Source organism: Arachnia propionica (assembly GCF_900637725.1).
GTDB lineage: Bacteria > Actinomycetota > Actinomycetes > Propionibacteriales > Propionibacteriaceae > Arachnia > Arachnia propionica.
Map to the genome: position 1 here is coordinate 914,092 of NZ_LR134406.1, position 24,230 is coordinate 938,321.

The 24,230-nt window shown below is 66.9% G+C and carries 18 protein-coding genes, 1 pseudogene and 1 riboswitch; of the genes and pseudogenes, 13 read left to right on the forward strand and 6 right to left on the reverse strand.

What is annotated here, in order from left to right; genetic code table 11:
• Nucleotides 1–46: 46 nt before the first annotated feature.
• Nucleotides 47–520 carry a hypothetical protein gene (locus EL272_RS04040; protein ID WP_014845953.1) on the reverse strand — a complete coding sequence of 158 codons (474 nt, stop codon included), beginning with the start codon at nucleotides 518–520 and terminating at the stop codon, nucleotides 47–49.
• 158 nt (nucleotides 521–678) lie between these two features.
• Here EL272_RS04040 and ppdK point away from each other — a divergent pair, with 158 nt between their 5' ends.
• Complete coding sequence (gene ppdK / locus EL272_RS04045) at nucleotides 679–3,333, forward strand: pyruvate, phosphate dikinase (protein WP_014845954.1); 2,655 nt, start codon at nucleotides 679–681, stop codon at nucleotides 3,331–3,333.
• Nucleotides 3,334–3,614: 281 nt separating this feature from the next.
• Here ppdK and EL272_RS04050 read toward each other — a convergent pair whose 3' ends face one another.
• From EL272_RS04050 to thiM, 4 genes are all read right to left on the reverse strand, one after another.
• On the reverse strand, nucleotides 3,615–4,295 hold the full coding sequence (locus tag EL272_RS04050; protein ID WP_061787809.1) for a TenA family protein: 681 nt from the start codon (nucleotides 4,293–4,295) through the stop codon (nucleotides 3,615–3,617).
• Nucleotides 4,292–5,140 carry a bifunctional hydroxymethylpyrimidine kinase/phosphomethylpyrimidine kinase gene (gene thiD / locus EL272_RS04055; protein WP_061787808.1) on the reverse strand — a complete coding sequence of 283 codons (849 nt, stop codon included), beginning with the start codon at nucleotides 5,138–5,140 and terminating at the stop codon, nucleotides 4,292–4,294. Before thiD ends, EL272_RS04050 begins: the two co-directional genes overlap by 4 nt.
• Nucleotides 5,137–5,790, reverse strand: a complete 654-nt coding sequence (thiE, locus tag EL272_RS04060) for a thiamine phosphate synthase (protein ID WP_061787807.1) — start codon at nucleotides 5,788–5,790, stop codon at nucleotides 5,137–5,139. Before thiE ends, thiD begins: the two co-directional genes overlap by 4 nt.
• Nucleotides 5,790–6,587, reverse strand: a complete 798-nt coding sequence (gene thiM, locus EL272_RS04065) for a hydroxyethylthiazole kinase (RefSeq protein WP_061787806.1) — start codon at nucleotides 6,585–6,587, stop codon at nucleotides 5,790–5,792. Before thiM ends, thiE begins: the two co-directional genes overlap by 1 nt.
• Nucleotides 6,576–6,672, reverse strand: a riboswitch (TPP riboswitch). Its footprint overlaps the gene before it by 12 nt.
• Before the next feature lie 188 nt (nucleotides 6,673–6,860).
• On the opposite strand from thiM, the gene EL272_RS04070 reads away from it, so the two are divergent.
• From EL272_RS04070 to EL272_RS16010, 9 genes are all read left to right on the forward strand, one after another.
• Nucleotides 6,861–10,073 (forward strand): S8 family serine peptidase, encoded by a 3,213-nt coding sequence (locus tag EL272_RS04070; RefSeq protein ID WP_061787805.1) that lies wholly within the window; start codon nucleotides 6,861–6,863, stop codon nucleotides 10,071–10,073.
• A gap of 85 nt (nucleotides 10,074–10,158) precedes the next feature.
• The gene (locus EL272_RS04075) at nucleotides 10,159–11,649 is read left to right on the forward strand and encodes a DUF2397 domain-containing protein (RefSeq protein WP_061787804.1); all 1,491 of its coding nucleotides are present in this window, start codon (nucleotides 10,159–10,161) and stop codon (nucleotides 11,647–11,649) included.
• Nucleotides 11,649–12,761, forward strand: coding sequence for a TIGR02678 family protein (locus EL272_RS04080; protein ID WP_061787803.1), 1,113 nt, complete (start codon nucleotides 11,649–11,651; stop codon nucleotides 12,759–12,761). The genes EL272_RS04075 and EL272_RS04080 overlap by 1 nt, the downstream gene beginning before the upstream one ends.
• Nucleotides 12,761–16,864 (forward strand): SbcC/MukB-like Walker B domain-containing protein, encoded by a 4,104-nt coding sequence (locus EL272_RS04085; RefSeq protein ID WP_061787802.1) that lies wholly within the window; start codon nucleotides 12,761–12,763, stop codon nucleotides 16,862–16,864. The genes EL272_RS04080 and EL272_RS04085 overlap by 1 nt, the downstream gene beginning before the upstream one ends.
• Nucleotides 16,861–17,991, forward strand: coding sequence for a TIGR02679 domain-containing protein (locus EL272_RS04090; RefSeq protein ID WP_082793857.1), 1,131 nt, complete (start codon nucleotides 16,861–16,863; stop codon nucleotides 17,989–17,991). Before EL272_RS04085 ends, EL272_RS04090 begins: the two co-directional genes overlap by 4 nt.
• Nucleotides 17,988–18,269: a hypothetical protein gene (locus EL272_RS04095; protein WP_061787801.1), complete on the forward strand. Its 282-nt coding sequence runs from the start codon at nucleotides 17,988–17,990 to the stop codon at nucleotides 18,267–18,269. The genes EL272_RS04090 and EL272_RS04095 overlap by 4 nt, the downstream gene beginning before the upstream one ends.
• 114 nt (nucleotides 18,270–18,383) lie before the next feature.
• Nucleotides 18,384–18,746: an SPASM domain-containing protein gene (locus tag EL272_RS16005; protein ID WP_369691794.1), complete on the forward strand. Its 363-nt coding sequence runs from the start codon at nucleotides 18,384–18,386 to the stop codon at nucleotides 18,744–18,746.
• Entirely contained in the window at nucleotides 18,721–19,914 is a 1,194-nt protein-coding gene (locus tag EL272_RS04105) for an MFS transporter (RefSeq protein WP_211097994.1), read from the forward strand. The genes EL272_RS16005 and EL272_RS04105 overlap by 26 nt, the downstream gene beginning before the upstream one ends.
• Nucleotides 19,915–20,145: 231 nt before the next feature.
• Complete coding sequence (locus EL272_RS16010; RefSeq protein ID WP_369691793.1) at nucleotides 20,146–20,550, forward strand: GNAT family N-acetyltransferase; 405 nt, start codon at nucleotides 20,146–20,148, stop codon at nucleotides 20,548–20,550.
• Between the two features lie 343 nt (nucleotides 20,551–20,893).
• On the opposite strand, the pseudogene EL272_RS15680 reads toward EL272_RS16010, so the two are convergent.
• A pseudogene (locus EL272_RS15680) lies at nucleotides 20,894–21,429 on the reverse strand (ISL3 family transposase); the annotation flags it as partial.
• Between EL272_RS15680 and EL272_RS04115 the strand changes: the two are divergent.
• The 3 genes from EL272_RS04115 (at nucleotide 21,430) to EL272_RS04125 (ending at nucleotide 24,187) form a co-directional block, all read left to right on the forward strand.
• Nucleotides 21,430–21,795, forward strand: coding sequence for a DUF2399 domain-containing protein (locus EL272_RS04115; protein WP_073970060.1), 366 nt, complete (start codon nucleotides 21,430–21,432; stop codon nucleotides 21,793–21,795).
• A complete protein-coding gene (locus tag EL272_RS04120) occupies nucleotides 21,792–23,126 on the forward strand; it encodes a restriction endonuclease (RefSeq protein WP_061787799.1) in 1,335 nt (444 codons plus the stop codon). Before EL272_RS04115 ends, EL272_RS04120 begins: the two co-directional genes overlap by 4 nt.
• Before the next feature lie 152 nt (nucleotides 23,127–23,278).
• Nucleotides 23,279–24,187: an ATP-grasp domain-containing protein gene (locus EL272_RS04125; RefSeq protein WP_061787798.1), complete on the forward strand. Its 909-nt coding sequence runs from the start codon at nucleotides 23,279–23,281 to the stop codon at nucleotides 24,185–24,187.
• The last annotated feature ends 43 nt before the right edge of the window (nucleotides 24,188–24,230 follow it).

The window sequence follows — 24,230 nt, forward strand, 5'->3', positions numbered from 1 at the left end:
CATCCCTCTTGGTTCTTCAAGTAACCCAGTCTGTGGAATTACCGGTTCAGATATCCGTGGGAGTCTCTGCGGGGATACCGATGAAGTTCATGCTGTTCTCGCACAGCGTCGGAGTGGCGTCTGTCCCGAAGCGGTAATCGTAAGTTTTGTCCCCGACCTTGACCACAACCTGCCAGCCTTCGACCAAGGCCTGGGTGTAGCTGACCCCGGGGAGCGGGCAGCCCAGCGCACCGGTATTCCAGGTCTTCCTGTGGGCTTCCACCAGCGTCGCATCGGAACCGCTCACGCCACGCCCGTCGAGGTCGGCCCGGATGGCCGCCATATGGGTTTCGGGCGGATCCACCGTGCCCGTGGTGCCGGTGCTGGCGCTGGGCATCTCAGTGGGTGCGGTGGCAATGGGGAGCCCGGTGGGGGACTTCTCGGTTCCCGGATCCCGGGGCTCAGCGGGGGTGTCCGCGGCGCATGCGGCCAGGGACACGGTGAGTAGCATGCCAGCAATTCCGACCAGTGGTTTCAACATATACCGAGTTTACCCGGGGACTTGACGGCGTCAAAGGCCTAGTGAGCGGGCATAAGAGCTTCAATCCTGCGCACACTTTGGCGGGTCCTCACGGGAAACCGCTAAGGTTGGGGCGGACGAGGTAGACCCGTCGCAACGATCAAGGGAGACAAACGCGAATGAGCGAGAAACGCTACATCTACGACCTCTCGGAAGGTGACGCGACCATGCGTAACCTACTCGGGGGAAAGGGGGCGGGCGTCGCTGAGATGGCCCGGGTCGGGGTCCCTGTCCCCGACGCCTTCACCGTCACCACGACGGCCTGCGTGGAAACCATGAACCGGGGCGGCGAATGGCCCGACGGTCTGGCGGACGAGATCAACGCAGGCCTGACCCGGCTGGAGGAACGCACGGGACGCAAACTCGGTGGTTCCGAGAATCCGCTGCTGGTTTCGGTGCGCTCCGGCGCAGTGTTTTCCATGCCCGGCATGATGGACACCATCCTCAACCTCGGTGTCTCCGACGAGTCCGTGGCGGCCATCGCCGAGGAATCCGGAAACGAACGTTTCGCGTGGGACTGCTACCGCCGTTTCATTCAGATGTACGGCGAGGTGGTCGAGGGCGTCCCGGCCTACGCTTACGAGGACGCGCTGACCGAACTGAAGCGCAAGCGCGGCGTCGAGCTCGACACCGACCTGGGACCTGCGGACCTGAAGGAGCTGGTGGCCACCTTCAAGGAGATCAGCAACGAGCACCTGGGTGGCGAGTGGACCTCCGACCCGGTCGAACAGCTCCACCGGGCCGTGAACGCGGTGTTCCGTTCCTGGCAGAACCCCCGCGCCGAGGTGTACCGCCGCGCCAACAACATTCCCTCCGACCTCGGCACCGCCGTCAACGTCATGCAGATGGTCTTCGGCAACCGCGGTGATGACTCCGCCACCGGCGTGTGCTTCACCCGCAACCCGTCGACGGGCGCCAAGGAACTCTACGGCGAGTTCCTCGTCAACGCCCAGGGCGAGGACGTGGTGGCTGGCATTCGCACCCCGCGGCCGCTCGCGGAGATGCGTGAAGTGCTGCCCGAGGCCTACGACGAGCTCATCGACACGATGCACCGCATGGAGTCCCACTACCGTGACATGCAGGACATGGAGTTCACCGTCGAGAACGGCAAGCTGTTCCTGCTGCAGACCCGCAACGGCAAACGCACCGCGGCCGCCGCGCTGAAGGTGGCCTCCGATCTGGTGGACGAGGGGGTCATCACCAAGGAGGAGGCGCTGCTGCGCATTGAACCGGACCAGCTGGATCAGCTGCTGCATCCCGCCATCGACCCGTCACACGGCGAGAAACCCATCGCCAAGGGCCTTCCCGCATCCCCGGGGGCCGCGGTCGGCGAGGTGGTCTTCGATGCCGACACCGCCGCGGAGCGCGGCGGGCGTGGCGAAGCGGTGGTGCTGGTGCGCTACGAAACCACCCCCGACGACATCCACGGCGTGATCGTCGCCCAGGGCGTGCTCACCGCCCACGGCGGCATGACCTCCCACGCGGCCGTGGTGGCGCGCGGTATGGGCAAGCCCTGCGTCGCGGGCGCCTCCGGCATCCACATCGACGCCAAGGGCCGCACCCTCACCGTCGGGGACCGGGTCATCAAGGAGGGCGAGGTCATCACCCTCGACGGCTCCACGGGCGACGTGTTCGGGCAGGAGATCAAACTGATCCCGCCGCGCATCAACGAGGACTTCCAGCGCGTGGTCACGTGGGCCGATGAGGTTCGCGAACTCGGGGTGCGCGCGAACGCCGACAACTTCGAGGACGCATCCAAGGCCCGCGAACTGGGCGCCGAGGGCATCGGGCTGTGCCGCACCGAACACATGTTCATGGCCGCCGACCGGCTTCCCGCGGTTCGTCGCATGATCCTGGCGGAGACCCACGAGGCCCGCGCGGATGCGCTCGAGAAGATCCTGCCGATGCAGCAGGCCGACTTCGAGGGCATCTTCACCGCGATGAAGGGGCTTCCCGTCACCGTCCGGCTCCTCGACCCGCCGCTGCACGAGTTCCTGCCGAACCTGGTGGAGCAGTCGCTGCTGGTGCAGCGTCTCGAATTGACGGGCGGCGACGCCTCCGAGCTGGGGGCCGCCCGCGCCACCCTCGCCCAGGTCAAGCGCCTCCACGAGCTCAACCCGATGCTCGGCACCCGTGGCTGCCGCCTGGCGATGCTCTACCCGGAGATCCCGGCCATGCAGACCCGAGCCATCATCCGGGCCGCCCTGGCGGTGCTGGAACGCGAGGGCGAGACGATCGGCGTGGAGATCATGATCCCCCTGGTGGCCCTGTCGAAGGAACTGGAGATCCAGCGCGAGATCGTGGAGAAGACGGTCGCCGAGGAGCTGAAGGCCGCCGGCAAGGAGCTGGATGTGACGGTCGGTACCATGATCGAGCTGCCGCGGGCCGCCCTGGTGGCGGACCAGATTGCCGAGTACGCCGACTTCTTCAGCTTCGGCACCAACGACCTCACCCAAACCGGCATCGGCATCAGCCGCGACGACGCCGAGAACGGCTTCCTCACCCAGTACGTCACGAGCAAGGTACTGGAACGCAACCCGTTCGAGTCCATCGACGTTGCCGGCGTTGGCCAGCTGGTCGACATCGGTGTCGCGAAGGGACGCTCCATCAAACCGAACCTGAAGACCGGCGTCTGCGGTGAGCACGGCGGCGACCCGGACTCGGTGGAGTTCTTCCAGTCCGTCGGCCTGGACTACGTCTCCTGCTCCCCGTACCGGGTGCCCATCGCCCGTTTCGCGGCCGCCAAGGCGGTGCTGAAGCAGCGCGAGGACTGAACCGGACCAAAGGGAGGGCCGGGCCCGCACCGGGCCCGGCCCTCCTACCGATTCCACGCCAGATATAGCGGGAGATCAGGAGACTCAAGTAAATTGCGACGTGGATGCGGGGTTTCCCTACTTGGTGGGTGATGTTTCCCGCTTTCGACCCGCATTTCCATTATGGCGTTCGGTGGTCGCGTCGCTTGAATGCTCTCGTTCCTCCTCATGCGCAACGCAGACGGTGAACGTGACTGAAGGTCGGCATCCACGTTGTTTGCCTGCCGCCGACCCCGGAGCGACTACAGGGTCCAGGCCTCCAGGCAGTGGCTGCGTTCCCAGAACAGTTCCTCGTAGCGGGTGGCGTCGGCGAAGGTGTCGAGCATGACCGTTCTCGTCGCGTCGTCGGTGGCCTCGGCCGCCTCGTCGAGCAGCTCGATGGCCACCGCGGTGGTTTCCTGGAAGGCCGGATCTGCGTAGGCCGCCACCCAGGTTCCGTAGGGATGGTTCTCCACCGCCCCGGCCCGTTCGGCCAGGTCCAGGCCCACCTGTGCGTAGACCCAGTAGCAGGGCAGCACCGCCGCCACCCCCACCGGGTAGGGATCGTAGGCGACCGCGGTCTGGATGAAGTTCACATAGCCGCGGGTGGTGGGGGAGGGAGCTGCCGCGTGCGGGGCGGAACGCAGCAGGGGGTCGTTCAGGAGGGCATCGTGCATCAGCTTTTCGGCTGCGACGGCCTCTCCGGCGCTCTGTGCCCAGAAGGACCGGGCCTTGGCGTGCGGGGCCCGGGCGGCCAGCAGCGCCAGGGCCCGGGAGTAGCCGCGCAGGTAGAAGTCGTCCTGGACGATGTACTCGACGAAGCGGCGCGGCTCCAGGGTGCCGTCGGCCAGCTGGGTCAGCAGCGGCAGCTGTTCGATGCGTTCGCGGATCCCGGCGATGTGTTCCCAGGCCGAAGCGCTGAACTCCCGTGTGCGCCAGGTCATGCCTGTGCTCCTTTCAGGTTGATCAGGTGGTTCACCGGGCCGTGTCCGGTCCCGGGGGAGCGACTGAGTTGCCAATCGGCCCCCGCAAGGATGGCGCGGTGCAGGAAATCACGGGCCTCCGCAACCACGTGTTCCGGGACGGTGCCGCCTGGCGCAATTCCGGCGCGTGCCGCGGTGGCGGCGATCGCGGAACTGAGGGTGCATCCGGTGCCATGGGTATTGCGGGTGTTCACGCGAGCGCCGGTGAACCGTGCGGTTCCGTTCGGCGTGACCAGGAGATCGGTCAGCTCCTCGCCGGTCAGGTGACCGCCCTTTGCCAGGACCGCACGGGCGCCCGTCGTGACGATGCGCTCCGCCTGCGCCTGGAGCTCGGAGCTGTTACCCGCAGGTGAGGAACCGGCCAGCACCGCGGTCTCCGGGACGTTCGGGGTGATCAGGTCGGCCAGCGGCAACAATCGGGTGCGAACCACCTCGACTGCTTCGTCGGCCAGGAGCCTGTCGCCCGAGGTCGCCACCATCACGGGATCGAGGACCAGGAAACCGAAGTCCGCCCGGCGCGCGGCGATCAGGTCCGCCACCGCCTCCGCGATCCTCGCGTTCGTGAGCATCCCGAGCTTGGTGGCGTGCACCTCGATGTCGTCGAGGACCGCCTCCACCTGCGCGACGACGAATCCCGGGTCGATGGGGGACGCGGCCCGCACCCCCTGGGTGTTTTGAACCGTCAGGCCCGCCAGCGCGGCCATGCCGTGCACCCCGAGGGCCGCGAAGGTCTTCAGGTCGGCCTGGATCCCGGCGCCACCGCTCGGGTCGGAGCCCGCTATGGAAAGTGCAGTTCTCGGTGTCATGGTTTCTCCCAGAGTTCTTTCAGCCGCGCTGCGGCCTCGCGGGGACGGGTGGCCGCCGCGATCGCGGATACCACGCAGATACCGTCTACCCCGGTCGCGATGACTTCGGCGGCGTTGGTGGCGTTGATTCCCCCGATGGCCACCGCGGGCAGGCCCGCTGGCCGGGCGGCGAGCAGTTCCCGGACCCCTTCCAGGCCCAGCGCCGGGGCGGTGTCGGTCTTGGTGCTGGTGCTCCACACCGGGGACAGCCCGACAACGTCGGCACACCCGATGGCAGCGATGGCGTCCAGCTCGGCCCGGGAGCTGACGGAGACCCCCAGCAACCGGTCCGGACCGAGAGCCTCGCGGACCACCGCGGGGTCGCCGTCGGACTGCCCGATGTGCAGGTGGGTGCCCAGCTCCACCGCGATCCCCAGGCGGTCGTTGACGAACAGCTCCGCTCCGGCCGCACCCTTGGCCACGGCGGATTCGATGGCCTCCTGGCAGGCGAGCACGCCTTTCCGGAAGGTGTTGTCGTCGGCGTTCTTGTCGCGGAACTGGACCACCGTGGCCCCGCCCAGCACGGCCTGTTCCACGGTGTGGGCCACGCGGCCGCGGCCGCCGGACAGGTCCGGGTCGGTGACGTAGTAGAGCCGCCAGTCGATCCGCATCAGGCCTCCTCGACAGCGACCAGGGAGGCGACCTCGTCGGGGGTCAGCGCGTACAGGGCGTCGCGCCAGGCGATCTCGAAACTGGCCGGGCCCTTCGCGTCGCGGCCCGCCACGATGCCAGCGGCCGCGAACAGGGAGTGGGCGGCGACGACCGCGTCGTGTGGGCAGGGGTGTTCCCGGGTGGCGCCGAGTGTCGCCGCGACCAGTGCGCCGAGCGAGCAGCCCGTGCCGATCACCAGCGGCATCAGCGGGTCGCCGCCGTGGATGCGCGTGGTTCGCGACGTGCTGATCACCACGTCGACCTCTCCGGAGATCGCCACGACGGTGTTGTGCTTGTCGGCCAGGCCCCGTGCCGCCTCCACCGCGGCCTCGACGGGGTCGATTGAGTCCACGCCCCGCCCTCCGGCGCCGGCGCCCGCCAGGCCCAGGATCTCGGACGCGTTGCCCCGGATTGCGGCAGGCGACAGAGCCAGCAGTTCTCGGGCCAGGGCGGTCCGTACCGGCAGTGCACCGACCGCGACCGGATCAAGCACCCAGGGAGTGCCGGCCCCGTGGGCGGCGCTCGCGGCAGCACGCTGCGCCGCGTGCTGCTCCGAGGAGCCGTTGCCGACGTTGATCAGCACCGCCGATGCGATCCCGGCGAAGAGCTCCGCCTCCTCCGGGAGGTCGATCATCGCGGGCGCGGCGCCGGCGGCCAGCAGGACGTTGGCGGTGATCTGCGGCACCACGGTGTTGGTCAGGCAATGGACCAGCGGGGTCGTGGCGCGGAGTTGGGCAAGGACGGACGCGACGTTCATGGCGCTCCCTTCGTCAGTGCGAACTGCATCAGGTTCGACGAGTTTGATCTCAGCCCCTTTCGGTGGGGCACCCCGGCGTTCTGGAAGGTTAGCAGGAGTTGCGGGGAGGGCGGTGACGTGACCATTCCCAACGCGGGGGTTCACAAAAAGCCCCGGTTTAACTAAGGTTTACCTTAAATACCCGGACGATGTGTCGCTACTTTTGTGGTGCCGTACGGGGTCGCACTATCAATTATGAAAGGCAGAGCTGTGCGACGTAGCAGACTATTGGCCATGATCGGGGTGTTGGCTCTCATCACCCCAGTGGCAACGGCTTTCGCCGACGAGACAGCGGACCCGCAGAACATGTCCGATCTGATCAAGTCGGCCCCCAAGACCGAGGTTTCCGCCGAAACCGCCAAGGAGATCCTCAAGAAGCAGGGTCCGGTCACGGTCATGGTGGAACTCAAGGAGGATCCCGTCGCGGTCGTCAAGGCGCGCAACGGGGGTTCCCTGAGTGAGAGCGAGGAAAAGCAGATACAGGACAATCTCGGCAAGGCCCAGGAGAAGGTGGCCGCGCAGGTGGCCGTTCTGGGCGGCACCGTCGAGAACCGCCTGCAATCCGCCTACAACGGCCTGCGGGTGACGATCGACAGCGGTCAGTTGGCCAACGTCGAGGCGATCGACGGGGTCAAGAGCGTGCAGGCCATCCCCGAGCAGGAGCGGAGCAACACCAAGAGCGTGCCCTACATCGGCGCCCCGAACGTCTGGCAGGGCGCGGGCGGCACCGGCTACACCGGAAAGGGCGTCAAGATCGCCATCATCGACAGCGGGGTCGACTACACCCACGCCACCTTCGGTGGGGAAGGCACCCCGGATGCGTTCGCCGAGGCCACCGCGGCGGCGGATCCGACCCCCTACTACGGCCCCCGGTTCAAGGGCGGATACGACTTCGCGGGCGACTCCTACACCGGGCAGAACACTCCGCAGCCGGACGCCAACCCCATCGACTGCGAGAAGTTCGGGCACGGAACCCACGTGGCAGCCACCGCCGCCGGATCAGGCGTGACCGCTGACGGCGAGACTTACAAGGGTCCCTATGACTCCACCACCCACAACAACGAGTTCCGGGTCGGTCCCGGCGTGGCTCCCGAAGCCGATCTGTACGCGTTGAAGGTTTTCGGGTGCGAGGGACACAGCAGCCTCACCGCTGATGCCGTCGACTGGGCCGTCAAGAACCACATGGACGTGATCAACCTCTCGCTCGGTTCGCCGTTCGGCAGGGCCACCGACCCCGATGCCGTCGCCGTTTCCAACGCGGTGGCCGCCGGCGTCGTGGTGGTCTCCGCCGCGGGCAACGCCGGTTCGCAGCCCTACCTGACGTCCTCTCCAGGCACCGGCGCAGGGGTGGTCTCCGTCGCCGCAAACGATCCCATGGAGAACCACCCGGCCGCACAGCTCGCCATCGACGGCAAGACGATCCAGACCATCAACGTCAACGGCGCCAAACTTCCCCAGAGCGCGAAGCTCCACGTCCTCAGAACCGAGGACAACAAGATCTCGACCGGCTGCGATCGCGACGAGTACGCCAGCGTTCCGCGCGGGGCCATCGTGGTCACCAGGCGTGGCGACTGCGCCCGTGTGTTGCGCGCCATGAACGCCCAGCGCTGGGGTCTGGCGGGAGCCATCATGATCAACGACAGCGACGAGCTGCCACCCTACGAGGGCCTGATCACCGGCAATCCCGAAACCGGTGAGAAGTGGCGGGTCAACGTTCCGCTGCTCGGGGTGAAATCCTCCGACACCGAAGCCGTCGTCGCCGCCCACGACAAGGAGGTCACCCTGACCGCCAACGAAATCCCCAACAGGGACTACGGCAAACTCGCGGATTTCAGCTCCGCGGGTCCGCGCAGCGGTGACTCGGCTGTGCGCCCGAACGTGACCGCCCCCGGCGTCTCGATCCTGTCGGCGGCCGTCGGTTCCGGAAGCTTCGGTCGCGTCGACTCGGGTACCTCCATGGCCACCCCGCACGTCACCGGCGTCGCCGCTCTCGCCGTCCAGGCCCACCCGGAGTGGAGCGCCCAGGAGATCGCGGCCTCGCTGGTCAACACCGCCGATCCCGAGAAGGTCGGTGGATACGATCCCACCCTCGCGGGAGGCCTGGTTGACCCCGTCGAGGCGGTCGGTGCCTCCGTCGTCGCCTACGGTGACTCCACGGACGTGAACGGCACCGCGGTGCGTGACGCGGGGCTCAGCTTCGGGTACGCGGAGTCGTCCACCACCTTCGAGGCCACCCGCAAGGTCACTCTCGTCAACAAGGGAACCGAGACAGCGCAGTTCACCGCCAGTTCACAACCGGCCGAGAAATCGAAGAAGGCCACCATCTCCTTCAGCCAGGAGAAGATCACGGTTCCGGCTGGTGGCAGCGTGGACATCGACGTCAAGATCACCGTGTCGGCCTCCGACGTGCCCAGCGGAGTCAACAGCCCGAACTCGCCGTGGTTCTACGAGGCCTCCGGCAAGCTGAAGTTCACCGGGTCCGGTGGCAAGACCCTGACCATGCCCTACCTGCTGGTTCCGCGTTCCCTGTCCAACGTGAAGGCGGCCAACACGCCCACGCCCAAGGGAACCGACGTCACCTTCACCAACGAGGGCGGCGCGGTCGGTGCCTACACCGCGATTTACACGTGGGGACTGAGCGATCCTGCCGACATCCCGGACGGGGTCGACAGCGGCCAGGACCTGGCCAGCGTCGGGGTGGCGAGCTACGGCGACGAGATGCTCAGGACCGTGAACTTCGCGTTGAACTCCAGCTCCCGGTTCTCCAACCCAGCCCAGCTCATGTACAACGTCGAAATTGACAACGACAATGACGGCAAGGCCGACTACCGGATCATCAGCATCGACTCCGGGCTGGTGCGCGCGAAGGAGATCAACGGTGTCGCCGAGGTGTTCGTGGCGGATCTCTCCGACGGAAAGGTCTACGCCTCCGGTTCTATGACCCTCGCCCCGACGGACTCCAGCACCGTGGTGCTGCAGGTGGTCGCCAGCCAGGTCGGCATCAAGGGCAAGTTCAGCTACACCGCCTACGCCACCGACCTCAAGAACGAGGCGGCTATCGACACCATCGAACAGTGGGCGCAGTACGATCCGACGAACAAGCCCTTCAACGACGGCCAGTTCTTCAAGGTCAACCCGGGCGAGTCGAAGACCTTCAATCTCGAACGCAACGACGCCGCCTACACCGACCAGAAGACGCTCGGATACATGGCTGTGGCCTTCGACAACGCCCAGGGCGTCACGGAGGCCATCACAGGGGAGCTGAACAAGGGCACCGAACCCACGGCCTCCCCGTCCGCCGGACCGACCAGCACCGTGACGCCGACCGGAACCGCGTCCCCGACCGGAACCGCGACGCCGACGAGCACGGATCCGGGCACGCCGGGCCAGCCCACCAGAAAGACGCCGGTCAGACCCGGTCTTCCCAGGACGGGTGAAGGTCTCTGATCGATCCCGCCCCAACACGCCGTGGCCCCGGGAGATCCCGGGGCCACGGCCTTTTCCCGACCTGTTGGCTGGGTAGGGTGGATCCGTGACCGAAGCGCTAGAAGGGGATCTGTCGCCCTGGAGCCTGCTCACGACCCCCGGGGAGATCCGCGCCGCCAGCTACCTCGTCGGTTCCCACGCCCGCCAGTACCGGCTCATCGTGGACGTGTTGGCAGACCGGCAGGAGGTGTCGCTGACGGGAGTGGGCCACGACGAACTGGCCGAATTGATCCGCGCGCGGCTGCCGCAGGGGACGGTGGCCGAGCTGGTCGAGGACCTCAACCTCTCCGACCGTCTCGCGTCGCTGGTCTCCTGGGGAACCTGCGAGGCCTGGCAGGACCGGGCCACCACGGAGGAAGAGTTCCTCCGGAACCGCTACCGCTACCAGCTCACCGAGGCCGGAGCGGCCCTCAACCAAGCCGTCAGGGCCATCGAGGAGGACCTGGGGGCGGGTTCCACGGCGGTGCTGCTGGCCCCGGCGGTGCTGGCCGACCGGCTCCGGGCCGCCCTGGACGCCCTGGCGGGGGAACGTATCGATGACGCCTCCCGGGAGTTTTCCGTGGTCGAAACCACCCTGGACGCCATGGCGCGGGAGGCCAACCAGTGGCAGTCGCGGATGGCCGCTGCGCTCGGTGGGGTTCCCGACCAGGCGCGCATCACGCGCCTGTTGGAAACCATCCTCGCCTACATCGATGCCTGGGGTGCCGGGGTGGACGCCTGGTCCGGTCGCATCACGGCCTGCCTACCGGACCTGAAGGCCATCGGCCCCGATATCTGGCGGGCCCTGACCCTCCAACGCCTCGGCGCCGAGATCAACCCGGAGACGGTGACCCGCGCGACCACCCACCTGGCGGGCATCGTCGCAGTCCTGGAACGCTGGTTCAGCGGCGAACTGCCGCAGGCCACCCGGCTTCGCCGCCAGATGCGTGACGCCGTCACCCCGGTGCTCCGTGGGCACCGGGCGCTGATGGCGGTCGGGGGCACCGTCTCCCGGGCCGCGGAACTGTCCCGGCTGGCCGACGCGGTCGCCGGGGCCGAGGACGACGCGGAGGCCTGGCGGGTCTTCGCATCCGGCACGGGGCTCTACTCCGCCAGGCACCTGGCCATGGAGACCCCAGAGGTGCCCGGTACCCCGAGCGTGTGGGAGGCACCCCCCGCCCCGGTGTCGAAACGGCTGCGCTCCCAGGGCCGGCGTTCCCTGTCCGGCCGGGCCCCCCGCGTGGTGGACCGGTCGAGGGCCAGGGAACTGGCCCGCGCTGCCGCCGCCCACGACCAGGCCGCGCTGCGGGAGGCCGAACACCGCCTGGTCTCCCGTTCCGGCACACACCTCAGTGACTGGGCCGTCCTGACCGCGGAGGAAACCCGGCTCTTCCTGGACCTGCTCACCTCGGCCCGGGAATCGGACGGGACGGGCACCACCGCCGACGGCAGATGCACCATGAAACTGACCCCCGTCCACCCTCCCCGGTCCGCCGTCTGCCGGACCGAGGAAGGGCGACTGGTGCTGGCCGACGCCCTGGTGGAGTTCACCGCGTGATGCTGGGCAACGACCACTCCGAGATCCAGGCCGCCTTCACCGGCCTGCTGGCGAACCCCATCGTCACGCCCTGGAGACATCCCGAACTGCACGTGCTGGTGCACCGTCACGCCGCCGTCCTGAACGTCTGGGCGAAGCGGGTGGGCTATCTCCTGGTTGGCATCAATCGCTGCTACCGGTTGCGCAGGCCACCCATCGGGGGAGGAGTGGCTCTTCCCGCGACCACGCCACCGCCCCGCGGCCAGCTGGTGCTGGCCTTGTACACCGCCAGTTGCCTGGAGGCCAGCCCCGGGGAGTCACTGACCCTCCAGGAACTTTCCGACGATGTGGCGCGGCTGGCGCAGATCAACGGCGGCTGGCCCTACGACCCGAACCGCCGCCCGGACCGGCAGCGGCTGCTCGCCGCCATCCAGCTGCTCATCGGGCACGGGGTGCTGGAGGAACGCACCTCAGGCACCTTGCAGAACGACTGGGAGCGCACCGGATCCGGGATCGGCGCCGGCTACCTGCTGCACCGGGACGCCCTGATGCTGCTGGTGGACACCAATGACGTCGACCTCGCCCTGGCGCGCCGGGTCGACGGCGGCCAGGACGCCCGGGGACAGGAACTGCTGCGGATCCTGGTGGAATGCCAGGCCCTGTATCCCCAGGAGCTTCCCGAATCCCACCGCGACTACCTGACCCGGCAACGCAGCCGCCTGGTGGAGCGGGCCGAGGAACTGACCGGAGGCCGGGTCGAGGTGCGCAGCGACGCCCTCGTGCTGGTGATGCCCGCATCCCGAGAACTGCCCGAGGGGTTGGTTTGCGGTTTCCCCGACGCCACCACCTTGGATTGGGTGACGCTGGCCATGATCGACGCGCTGTGCCCGGGGGCGGCAGGATTCCACCGGGTTCCTGCCGACCGGGTGCTGGCCGCCGCGGAAGACATTCACCGTGGCAGGGAGAAACAACTCACGGTGGCCCTGAGGGAATCCGCCACGGCGATCCGCGACGCCGTGGCGGGGCGGTTGGGGGAACTCGGTCTACTCAGGGTGGAGGCCGGGGACTGGATTCTCGCCCCGGCCGCGGGGCGCTACCGCGATGCCGAACTGACCTCGGGCGAGGAGGAGTGATGCTTGATGACGAGCAACTGAAGTCGTGGCGCGACGCCGTGGTCGCGGGCGATTTGCCCGGCCCCATCAGGGCCGATCGCTGGCAGGCGCTGCGCGCGGGGGTGGTGAACCTGTGGGAGTTCGAGACCACCGAGTACTGGTATGCGGACGGCTGGGTGCAGCTCATGGGCAGCAACGAAACCGGTAAGTCGTCGTTGATGGCGCTGACCACCCTGATCCCTTGGCTCGCGGATGTCGCATCCAGCAACATCGACACGCTGGGCCGCTCCGGGAAAACGTTCCGCTACTACGTCGAACCCACCGGCCGCGACGCCGATCGCCGCGAGGCCACGGCCTCCACCCACCACGGCTGGCTGTGGGTGGAGTACGGGCGCCGCACCGACCAGGGTGAGGAGTTCTTCACCACGCTGCTGTTCGCGGAGGCCCGCGGCGCAGCCGCCGACATGCGCCTCCACTGGTGCACCCTCTCCGGCGGGGAACGGGTGCGTGGCGGCTGCGACCTGCTGGCGGCCCGCCGCGTGGTGCTACCCAAGGATGTGACGGCCGAGGGGTTCACCAGGCATCCGAGCGCGGCGGCCTACCGCCGCGAAGTGGCCTCCCGGCTGCTGGGCAGCACCGCCGAGAAACTGGAGGCGGTGGGGAAGCTGCTGCGGGTCACCCGCACCCCGAAACTCGGTGAGCAACTCCAGGTGCGTTTCATCAGCGATCGGCTGCACGACGCCCTGCCAGAACTTGACCGCTCCGAGATCAACCAGCTCGCCGACGGCTGGGACCAGCTGGACGAGATCCGAGCCGATCTGGATCGCGCCGCGGACGCCGTCGAAATCGTTGAGGGGTTCACCGTGCGTTCCTGGCGGCCCTGGGTGCGGGCAGTGCTGCGGAGGGCCGCGGACAGGGGCAGGTCCGCGATCACCGCGTTCGACAACGTCACCCGCAGGGAACGGGAGGCGCGACGGGAACTCGGGGAGGCGGACGCGCGACGGGCCGTCGTGGAGGAGGAACGCCGCTCCCTGGAGCTCGCGGGCGAGGGCGCCCGGGTGGCGGCCGAGGAGTTGCGGGCCTCCAGCCGCTACCAGGACGCGCAGGGAAGGTTGACCCGCCTGACCCACGCCCGCACCGTCGCGGAGATGGCGGGGAGGGAATCCGCGGAGGCCAACCGGCGCGCCGAGGCAGCCGATGCGGCGGCGCGCAGGGCGGAGGAGACCCGGGAAACCGCTGAGGCCGCGCTCGAGACCCGGCGCCGGGAAACCTCCGAGCGCCTCGCCGATGCCCGATACGCGGCCCGGGAGGCGGGGGTGGACATCGCCGACTTCGACCCGGTGCTCACGGAACAGCGGGTGGGCGACAGGCAACGCGACGTGAAACGCGCCCAGCAGTTCCTGGGCGAGGTGGTCCTGGCCGATCAGGAAGCCAGCCGCGCGGAGGACGTCGCGGCGGAGTCCCGGCAGCGAGCCACCGAGGCCGGGGAACGTCGCGACGCCGCCTGGGAGGCGGCCGAGCAGGAACGCGACTCGCTGGCGGCCGGGCTCGACGTCTGGGCGGAGAAAGTCGGAGGCGGCGTGGACGTCGAGGCCTGGCAGTCCGCCCTGCCCGACGGCAGCACCCCACAGCGGCTGCTCAGGGAACGCATCCGGGAGGAATGGTTCGAACCAACACGCGCCCCGGTCCAGGTGAGGCTGCGGGAATCCGAGTTGCAGGGCCGGCTCGCCAGGGAACGCGTCGGCGAACTGGACGGGCGCATCGAGGAACTGGACCGGGCCGGGGTAGCGGATCCGCAGCCGTCCGCACTGTGGGTGCGGCGTTCTCGCCCCGACACGGGAGCCCCCGTCTGGCGGCTCGTGAACCCGCGCGAGGGTCTGCAGGAGCAGGAACTGGCCGCCATCGAGGCCGCGCTCGCTGCGTCGGGGTTGCTGGACGCCTGGGTGAGCGACGAGGGTGTCGTCGCCGACGATGTCCTGGCCGTCGTCGAGGAACCTGTCGAAAGAGGCCTCGGGGAGGTGCTGGAGGCCGCTTCCGGCCCGTGGAACGAGCGGGTCGAGGCGCTGTTGGCGGGCGTCCATCTGGTCCACGCGGGGGAGGAACTGCCGGGAACCGGGCTCGCGATCGCCCTCGACGGGCGCTGGCGCAACGGTTCCATGGTGGGGCGGGCCAGCTGCCCCAACGGCAACGCCGAGCACCTGGGGGAGGAAGCCCGGGAGGCCGGCCGGGCCCGGCGCAGGGCCGAACTGAACCGCGCCCGGGAGGAGGCCCTCGCCGAGACGACGGAGCACGAGGCCGAGGCCAGCTGGGCTTCCGCCGAACTGGCCGCCCTGCAGAGGGCGATGGCCTCGGCCCCCGACGACCGGGAACTCTTCGGGCTGCTGCGGGACGCCGCGACTGCGGAGACCCTGGCGGCTGCTGCGGAGGAGACGGCGGCGCAGCACGAGGCCCGGGCCCGGGGATTGCGGGCGGAGGCCGACGCCAGGCGGGCGACCCTGCTGACCTTCGCCACGCAGCATCACCTGCCGGTCCCGGAGGCCGAACTGGTGGAGGTGCAGGACGCCCTGCGCCGCACCGAGAACGCCCTGGGGGTCCTGCGTCACGCCCGGGAACGGGAGGAACTGGCCCTCGGCGCTTGTGAAGCGGCGGTCACCGCGGCGACGGAGGAGGACAGACAGCGGGACGAGGCAATCACCGAGGCGCGCGCTGCCGAGGAACGACTGGGATCGGCAACATCCCGGGTGCAGGCCCTCGAGAAGGCCATCGGATCGGATGACCAGGAGATAGTCCGGGAGTTGGAGGAGCTGCAGGCGCGGGCCGCCGAGGTGGCCTCGCAGGCCACGGGGCTGGGGCGGGAACTGCTCCGGCTGGCCGGTCGGGTGGGCAAGGCCGAGGAGGCCTTGGCCGCGGCCGAACGGGAACGGGAGACGGTCACCGCTGAACGCGACCGGGCCTTCGCATGGTTCCGGCGGCTCGTCGACGCGGGCCTGGCGGAGGAACTGGGCCTGGAGCTGCCGGAACCGGACTCGACGGCGATCATGCAGGTGCGGGCGCAGGTGCGGTTCGTCAGCCAGCAGGTCACCATCCGCAACTGGAACGAGGATCCCGACCAGGCCGATCAGGCGGTCCAGAACGCCTGGCGGAGGCTGCACACCGGTGCAGGCGAGGCCCGCGGGGCGCTGGAGGCGGGTGGCCGCAGCCTTCGCATCGATGAGGTGGATGACCTGCCGAGGGTCACCGTCGTGGTCGACGCACACGGCGCCGGCCACCCCCTCACGGAGGCCCTCGCGAGGCTGCGGGCCATCCAGGAGGAACTGGCCCTGAACTACGACCAGCGGGTGCAGGACACGCTCGGGCAGCTGCTCGGCTCCACCTTCATGGATCACCTGCGGGACCGGATAGGCGCCACCCAGGCGCTCGTCGGGCGCATCAACAAGGTGCTGGAGGCCCACGCCACCCGCACCGACCGCACCGCCCTCAGGATCGTCCTCGAACCGAAGGACGCCGCCACCCGGCAGGTGTTGGAGGCCGTCGGCGGTCCCGCCTGGGGCAATCCCGAGGTGGAGGAGCGTGTCAGGGAGTTCCTCAGGGTCCGGGTCGACGAGGTGAAACGGGAGGCCCAGGGGGCGGGGCTGGCCGACTGGCGAAACGGCTTGGCGGAGCGGCTGGACTACCGGAGCTGGTACGACATCCACCTGGAACATCGCCGCGGTTCCGGGAAGTGGGGACCGCTGACCAGCAGGGGCTACGCGGAACTCTCCGGCGGGGCGCGGGTTGTGATGCTGATGATGCCGCTCGTGGCCACCCTCGCCGCGATGTACGAGGAGATGCCGACCGGGCCCCGGCCGCTGTGGCTGGACGAGGCCTTCGACGGTCTTGACGCCGCCAACCGCGCCACCGTGATGAAACTGTTCAGGGAGTTCGACCTCGACGTGCTGCTGGTCGGGCCAGGAAGGATCGTCAATGTCGCCGCCGTGCCCGTCGCGGCCATCTACCAGGTGGTCAGGGCGCCGGCCCCCATGCCCGGGGCCGATCTGGTTCTGGAACTGTGGGCGGGCGGACAACTGGAGACCATTGAAACCCCGGCGCTCGGGGCGTCCGAAAGGCAGGACCAGCTGCTGTGAGCGTGCCCGGCTATCTGCTGGCCTGGGCGCGGCTGCCAGGACCGGCCCGCCTGCTGGCGGAGGTCAGGAGACGCCGGGAACGAGGCTGGCGCGGGGACAGGGGTGAGGTGTCCCTGGACTGGTCGCCATCGGAGCGCCGGGACATCGGGCGGTTCCTGAAGGCGGATTGGAGGGAATCCGGCAGGGGGGTGAGGGCGTCGGAACTCAGGCAGGGATTGAGGGCCCACGGTGCCGGACTGGACGAGCTGCTCGTCGCGCTCGGAGGACCCCTGCGGGATCTCCGGGGGGAGCGGGCCGAGGCGGAGCAGGCGCGGGAATCCGACCGTGCGGCCGGTCTGGCGCTGCTGCGAGGTGCGGTCGGCGACTGGGGGGACGACCTGACGGTGGTGGCCCGGGGCATTCTGCAACCGGCCCCGTCGTGGGCGCTGCTGGCCGGTGAAGTCGCGGATGTGCTCGCGGCCACCGGGGAGGAGCCGCGCCGGCTGGCTGAACTGGCCGCCGCCCTGTTCCGGGATCCGCACGCCCTGGACCGTTCGACGCCGTTGGGACGGGCCTGCGTCAGGTCGCTGGAATTGCGCCGGGCCGTCACCGAGGGCGGGAGCTACCGCGACCCCCTGGAGGACGCACAACTGTGGTCGGCGGCCTGGGCGGGCGCCGGGGTGATCTGCGACGCGGTCTCGGCGCAGGTGCTGGTGCTGAACCTGCCCCTGACCGGGAACGCCCCGGCGGTGCGGCTCTGCCACGCCGCCCCGGGGGAACCGGTGTGGCTGACCCTGCGGTCGCTCCGGGGCGCCTGGGAACTGGCCAGGGGTGCGGAGGTTTTCGTCTGCGAGAACCCGACCGTCCTGGAGGCCGCCGCGGACCGCCACGGCGCGGCGTCCCGGCCGCTGGTCTGTACCTTCGGGCTTCCCAGCCAGGCCGCCTGGGAGCTGCTGACGGGCCTCGGTGACGTCCGCTGTCACGTGCGGGCCGACGGGGATGTCGTCGGCTGGCGGATCGTGAATCAGCTCCGGGACCGGCTGCCCGGTGCGTTCACTTGGCGGATGCCGGAGGGCTGCACCGCCTATGAGGAAGAACTCCTTGAGGATCTGCTCTCCGACTTGAAGGGCGATACCCTGGGTCCGTGACTCAGTTTCAGGGCGGGGCCGTCACGGAGTGGGGAAAAGTCGCCTTCGATGACCTGCCACGGGCCGATGTTGACGGTCACGACGAAGCGACGAACAGCCCTACTCGTGGACGCGGCAGCTTCGCAAGGGCCATGCGAGCCGTAGCGCTTGCAAAGGAAGCTGGCATCCCCTTCAGAGTGATGCAGGTGCTGACCCGCTCGACGGCGGATACCGCCACGGAGTTTTATGATCACTTTGCCGCGATAGGTTGCTCGCCTGGGTTCTTCATGGTTAAATAGGCTGCCGACACCGAACGCCCGACGACGGAACAGCTTCGACGACTGCTGGACCAAGTGTTTACCAAGACGGGAGATGTGCATTCCGTGCTGGACACGGTCAAGTTCGCGGATAACATGCAATTCGAGACGACCGGATATCCTGTAGCCCATTGCGGCGCAGGAATATCAGCGATCTGTGTTGATACTGATGGAAGCGTGTACCCATGTGTTAAGCGCACAGATAGAGCGGACCGTATCTGCAATCTGTTGGATGCCGACACGATCGCCACCTTGTCTGCTCATGCACAACGACTGATTCGGAAAGAGTTGATGTTCAGTAAGCCGGTGTGTCAAGACTGTCGACTGACAGCCCTTTGTGGAGGGGGTTGTCGCGCGGAAGAGGACTCAAATGGATACCCGTGTCAGGCTGGCTGCGACTACTTCGCGCTAGCTGTGGCCTTTTATGCAGAGCATGTCTCATCAGCGCCGAGTCGCTAACCTTCTTCTCCTAGCGACAGTTGCCGCTTCGATTAGCGATCTGCTGTTGGACTTGCAGGTCGCTTGGTCTCTAGCGTCCAACCTCGGTTCTGTGCTCGCCCCAGCGACAGTGCTGGCCTCATCGCTCCTCTTCAGGGCGGCCATGTCGGTCGTGGTTGGTGGCATTGTCGACCGATATGCGCCCCGTACGACCATGCTGCTGGGCTTGATAGGGTCGCTCTTGCTGCTCCTTGCGTTCTTGGCGTTCGTTCCGATCATCCTGACGAACGTACTTGCCGCAGTTGTCTTCGTTCTCGCGAATGATTTCTGTCAGTCGATATTCCGACGATCAAGCCTGATCATGGCCTCCCGGTCACTCCGGACAGAGGTGTTCATCAAATTCCAAGCCAGGACTGGCGTTGCTGGCCGCCTGGTAGGTACTGCAGGCCTCTTGTCATCGGGAGTGCTCATAGCTTTTGTGAGCGTCTCGGTGGTCGTCATGATCGTCGCCTTCGGATACATGTGTGCTGCGGTGGCGTGCTTCTTTGCGACCCCGGGAGCGACGCGAGATGCTGGGAAACCGAGGGAGCACCTGACACTCGCTGGAGACTTACGCTTGGTAGGCAGCCTCCTGATGAGGAGCAGGTTTCTTCGTGGTTTCACACTTGTACTCTTCGTAGCGAATCTTGCATATGGTTTCGTTCCTCAGCTGCTACCACTGGCCTTGTCGATAGATGAATCCGTGCAAAGTCTCACGATGATACGCGCTGGAATTGCAGTGGGAGAAATCATTGGACTGGTTATTGTGGAACGTTTCTCCCGGCATGTCGGTCGACTATTCCGATTGAGCATGATTGGAGGTGGAGCCTCTGTAGTTTTAGCTACCGCCGGGGTTCCGATGGGGCTAGTCGTAGGAGCGTTTCTACTGTATGGACTCTTTGACGCCCTAAGTCAGCCGCTGTTCAGCTATGCGGTCAAACAGATTGACGAGGAGCATAGAGCCCGCGTGCTGGGCGGGATTGATGCCATCGTGCTGCTCTCTCCGAGCGTTGGACTATTCATAGGGTCTTGGTTAGCGGAAGGTGGAGTGTTGCTGTCCGGGGTCTTTGTTTGCTTAATCTTTGTCGTCTGCCTTCTGATAGTTCACCGTAATCCTGTGTTGTCCAGTCCGAAGCTGGAGCGGGAGTAACTTTCAATGTCTAACCCCATTCTGTCATGCGAGCTACGATGGCTAGCCAGCATTGGATGCCATGTTGAGACTGATTCGATGGGCTTTATATCTGTTTGTCGCGCTGACCTTCAGGCAACCAACTTCAACTTCAAGATCCTTTCGCGAGAGGTGGCACTCTAGAATCTCCCGCCCGGGTGCTTTCGGGTCTCCTCCTTGGATAGCGCGTCTGGGCGGATCGCGACTTGATTGATGGCGCACAGGTCTTCTGTGGAGGTTGAATATGATGTGAATCTACTCCGCGTGTCTCCGCCACTGTCGTCCTCGGATGACCATCTGCGGGTTGAGTACGCAGACTGGAGAGGTAATGGGGCAACGTCGGCCGTAGATGAACGCGAGTTCTATCATTTTCTGAGTGACGATGGCATAGCTGTCGCGTGGTACTCGTTAGTTCGTTCCGAGGAAGTCGCGGGAGTGTTCGACGTCGGAGTCCGCGAAGACCGACGCGGCTTGGGCATAGGAACAGCTATGATGGGTTCCATCGGTTCAAGAACCCCCTTGTTCGTGCAAACGTGGTCGTCAAATCGGTCCGCACTGGGCTGCTATTCAGCGGCAGGACATGTGCCGTTGGAGCGCCTTGTCCGCGTAGTCCTGTAGACGACAGAGCCTGGCAGCTTTCGAGGCTCTTCGGACCTGAGCGTGGGGTGAGCGTGGATCCAGGAGCTGGCGTGTCGGCGGGGTGAAGGGGGTCGAGGCCCTTAAGAAATCGGGGTTACCACACCATCTGATCTTCCTGATCTTCAAGGACCTCGACGATGCCTGATCATACTTCCTGCTGCCGTGCCTCCGGCGGTGGGACTGTCAGCCCAATGGTGTTTCTGGCCTGATACATCGGCGTAGCTGGTGGGGAAGGTCGCATGATTACTGAGAAGATCACGGGCATGAGCTTGATGCCCGAGGAAGCGAAGAAGACGACCTCGCGCAGAGAGACCGAGGCTCTTCACAATCGAGGGTGTAGGGCTGGTCTGAAGCCGCCGGTCTCGAGGAGTGCTCGGGCGATGTAGTGGGTGAGGTTGAGGAAGCCGAGTGCGGAGCCTCGGAGGTGTTCTAGGCGGCCGTTGATCGCTTCGGTGGGGCCGTTGCTGGTGTGGGGGTGGTCGAAGAACGCGAGGATGTCGGCGGCCCGTTTCTTCAGGGTCCGTCCGAGGGCAGCGACCTCGGTCAGGCAGGCCGGGACGGCATGGGTGAGTTTGGCGATCAGGGACTTCATCCGGGTCTTGCCCGTGGTGGGGTCGGACTCGCGGTAGGCGGCGATCATCTGTTGGTAGATGTGCCGGGTGGCCTCGACTTCGACGTTGGTTATCGTCGGTGAACAACGCCTCGAAGGTGGACTTGTTGTTGCTCGGCCAGTAGATCGGTGCTGGTGTGGAGGGTGCGGCGGGCCCGGAACAGGGGATCGCCGGCCCGGCCGCGGTGCCCGTGGAGTTCTTGTTGGACGCGGCGCCGGCATTGGTCCGGGGCGTCCCGGGGGAACCGGTGTGGCTGACCCTGCGGTCGCTCCGGGGCGCCTGGGAACTGGCCAGGGGCGCGGAGGTCTTCGTCTGCGAGAACCCGACCGTCCTGGAGGCCGCCGCGGACCGCCACGGCGCGGCGTCCCGGCCGCTGGTCTGTACCTTCGGGCTTCCCAGCCAGGCCGCCTGGGAGCTGCTGACGGGCCTCGGTGACGTCCGCTGTCACGTGCGGGCCGACGGGGATGTCGTCGGCTGGCGGATCGTGAATCAGCTCCGGGACCGGCTGCCCGGTGCGTTCACTTGGCGGATGCCGGAGGGCTGCACCGCCTATGAGGAAGAACTCCTTGAGGATCTGCTCTCCGACTTGAAGGGCGATACCCTGGGTCCGTGACTCAGTTTCAGGGCGGGGCCGTCACGGAGTGGGGAAAAGTCGCCTTCGATGACCTGCCACGGGCCGATCTGGTGCTGGACCGCGTCTATGAGGGCGGGGTCGCCAAGAACGCTGGTGACGACCCGATAGGAAAACTTGTTCCCGTCGGAAATCAGGGTGGTTTCAGGTTCGCGGGGAGTGTGCGGCGTGGGGGCGTGAAACTGATGGTGCTTTACACCTCGGGAGGCGAGGTGGACTGGCCGGATCATCTCGACCCCACCACCGGGGACTTCACCTACTACGGCGACAACCGCAGACCGGGGAGGGAACTTCACGACACTCCCCGCGGGGGCAACCTTCTGCTGCGTTCCATGTTCGAGGACGCCCATGACAGCGCGGAGAGCAGGCGCAGGGTTCCGCCGATTCTCCTGTTCGAGAAGACGGGGCATGGGCGCGATGTCCGTTTTCGTGGACTGCTGGTACCGGGATCTTCCAGGTTGCGTTCCGACGAGGAACTGGTGGCAATCTGGCGAACCACCCTGAACCAGCGTTTCCAGAACTACCGGGCACATTTCACCGTGTTGCGAACGCACAAGGTGACGAGACGTTGGATTGATTCCGTCCTGGACGGTGACCCGTTGGGGCCCGGTTGCCCCAAGGAATGGAAGGCGTGGGTGCGGAGCCGGATCTACCTGGCGCTGGAGGCGCCACGTACCGTGCAGATCCGCAGCAGGGCGGAGCAGCTTCCCGACGAGCGTGACCTGTGGATATTGGAACGGGTACATGAACACTTCGCGCCGGATCCAACTCAGTTCGAGCACCTCGCGGCCCACATCTGGCTTCGGTTGGAACCTCGCGTCACAGCTCTGGAGGTCACCCGCCCCAGCCGAGACGGGGGTCGCGACGCCATCGGTGAATTGCTGGTGGGGCCCGAAGGAGATCCGATACACCTTGAATTCGCGCTGGAGGCCAAGTGTTACAAACCCGGTTCTGGTATCGGGGTGAGATTGGTCTCCCGCTTGATCTCCCGCATCAAACATCGCGAGTTCGGGGTTTTCGTGACCACCTCTTACATCGCCGAACAGGCCTATCGTGAAGTCCGGGAGGATCGGCATCCGATTGTCTTCGTCACAGGCCGTGACGTGGTGGAGGTCCTCAAGACGCTGGGATTTCATGAGCGCGGCCGACTCAAGAAATTCTTGGAGGAAGAATACCCGGTGGAGGCGGGAGCCGCATCAGTGGAGCTTGTCAGACCGAAGATCGACATCGAGGACGCCCGTGGACTCGAGCAGGACGATACGACGGTCGGCGGGGGGAGTGCATCGGGAATCATCCGGGCCCGTTCCAGTTGATTTCGATTTCGGTATGAAAAGAATTGTGCATTCGATGTGCAAAATTTGGTTCAAGGTTCATCGATCCTGAGGAATCGGGGCGGCGCGGTCGTGTGAGGTGCCCACCGGATAGCATATGGCGGTGGGCGTACTGCCCCTGAAGAAGGAGTTTCATGAAACGAGTCGCGCTGATAAGCACCGACCAGCAGACCCTGAAGGACGAGGAACACCTCGACACCGGGCCCCTCAACGACGCCCTGAAAGCCAGTGGAGTGGACTCCGAGATCGCCGTCTGGCACGAGCCCAGGGACTGGTCGGTCTACGACGCAGCCATCTTCCGTTCCCCCTGGGACTATGCGGAACGCACGGAGGAGTTCATGGACTGGCTGGGGCGCGCCGAGACCCGGGTGCGCCTGATCAACAGCCCCGACCTGATCCGGTGGAACCTGGACAAGCGTTACCTGCGGGAACTCGCCGAACACGGGGTCGAGGTCGTACCCACGACCTTCTGCGAGAACCTCGGACAGTGCCGAGAGGCGCTGGCGAGGCACGGCGGCGGGAACGTCGTGGTCAAACCGAACATCTCCCTCGGATCACAGAACACCGGGTTGTTCGCCGCCACCGACCCCGCGGCCCTGGAACTGTGCGGACACATCCTGGAGGTCGGCAAGGTGGTGCTCGTGCAGCCCGCAATCGATGCCATCCAGGACAATGCCGAACACGGCCTGCTGTTCTTCAACGCGCACCACTCACACACCATCCAGAAGTGCGCGATCCTCAAACACGGGGGCGGTTACCTCGGCGGCAGGTACACCGAGGACATCCGGCCGGTCGCCCCTACCGGCGACGAGGTGGAGCTCGGGAACAGGGCCTTGAAGGCGATCGCCGCGATCGCGGAGGCCAAGGGCTGGGGTGAGGACGCCAGCACCCCGCTGTACGCGCGCATCGACGTGGTGACCCCGCCGGGAAGCCATCCGCTGCTCCTGGAGGCGGAGCTTTTCGAACCGGCCATGTTCGTCGATCTCGCCGATGGAGCCCTCGGTCGCTTCGTCGCCGCCATCCACGAGAAACTCCGGGCCTGACCGTCCCCGCGAAAATGTCGGTGGCCCGTGGCAGGCTTCGTGC

What these genes read in the sequence shown, in the direction of transcription:
- EL272_RS04040 (WP_014845953.1), bottom strand. Translation starts at nt 520, where the DNA reads ATGTTGAAACCACTGGTCGGAATTGCTGGCATGCTACTCACCGTGTCC.
- ppdK (WP_014845954.1), top strand. Translation starts at nt 679, where the DNA reads ATGAGCGAGAAACGCTACATCTACGACCTCTCGGAAGGTGACGCGACC.
- EL272_RS04050 (WP_061787809.1), bottom strand. Translation starts at nt 4,295, where the DNA reads ATGACCTGGCGCACACGGGAGTTCAGCGCTTCGGCCTGGGAACACATC.
- thiD (WP_061787808.1), bottom strand. Translation starts at nt 5,140, where the DNA reads ATGACACCGAGAACTGCACTTTCCATAGCGGGCTCCGACCCGAGCGGT.
- thiE (WP_061787807.1), bottom strand. Translation starts at nt 5,790, where the DNA reads ATGCGGATCGACTGGCGGCTCTACTACGTCACCGACCCGGACCTGTCC.
- thiM (WP_061787806.1), bottom strand. Translation starts at nt 6,587, where the DNA reads ATGAACGTCGCGTCCGTCCTTGCCCAACTCCGCGCCACGACCCCGCTG.
- EL272_RS04070 (WP_061787805.1), top strand. Translation starts at nt 6,861, where the DNA reads ATGATCGGGGTGTTGGCTCTCATCACCCCAGTGGCAACGGCTTTCGCC.
- EL272_RS04080 (WP_061787803.1), top strand. Translation starts at nt 11,649, where the DNA reads ATGCTGGGCAACGACCACTCCGAGATCCAGGCCGCCTTCACCGGCCTG.
- EL272_RS04085 (WP_061787802.1), top strand. Translation starts at nt 12,761, where the DNA reads ATGCTTGATGACGAGCAACTGAAGTCGTGGCGCGACGCCGTGGTCGCG.
- EL272_RS16005 (WP_369691794.1), top strand. Translation starts at nt 18,384, where the DNA reads ATGCAATTCGAGACGACCGGATATCCTGTAGCCCATTGCGGCGCAGGA.
- EL272_RS04105 (WP_211097994.1), top strand. Translation starts at nt 18,721, where the DNA reads ATGTCTCATCAGCGCCGAGTCGCTAACCTTCTTCTCCTAGCGACAGTT.
- EL272_RS16010 (WP_369691793.1), top strand. Translation starts at nt 20,146, where the DNA reads ATGGCGCACAGGTCTTCTGTGGAGGTTGAATATGATGTGAATCTACTC.
- EL272_RS04125 (WP_061787798.1), top strand. Translation starts at nt 23,279, where the DNA reads ATGAAACGAGTCGCGCTGATAAGCACCGACCAGCAGACCCTGAAGGAC.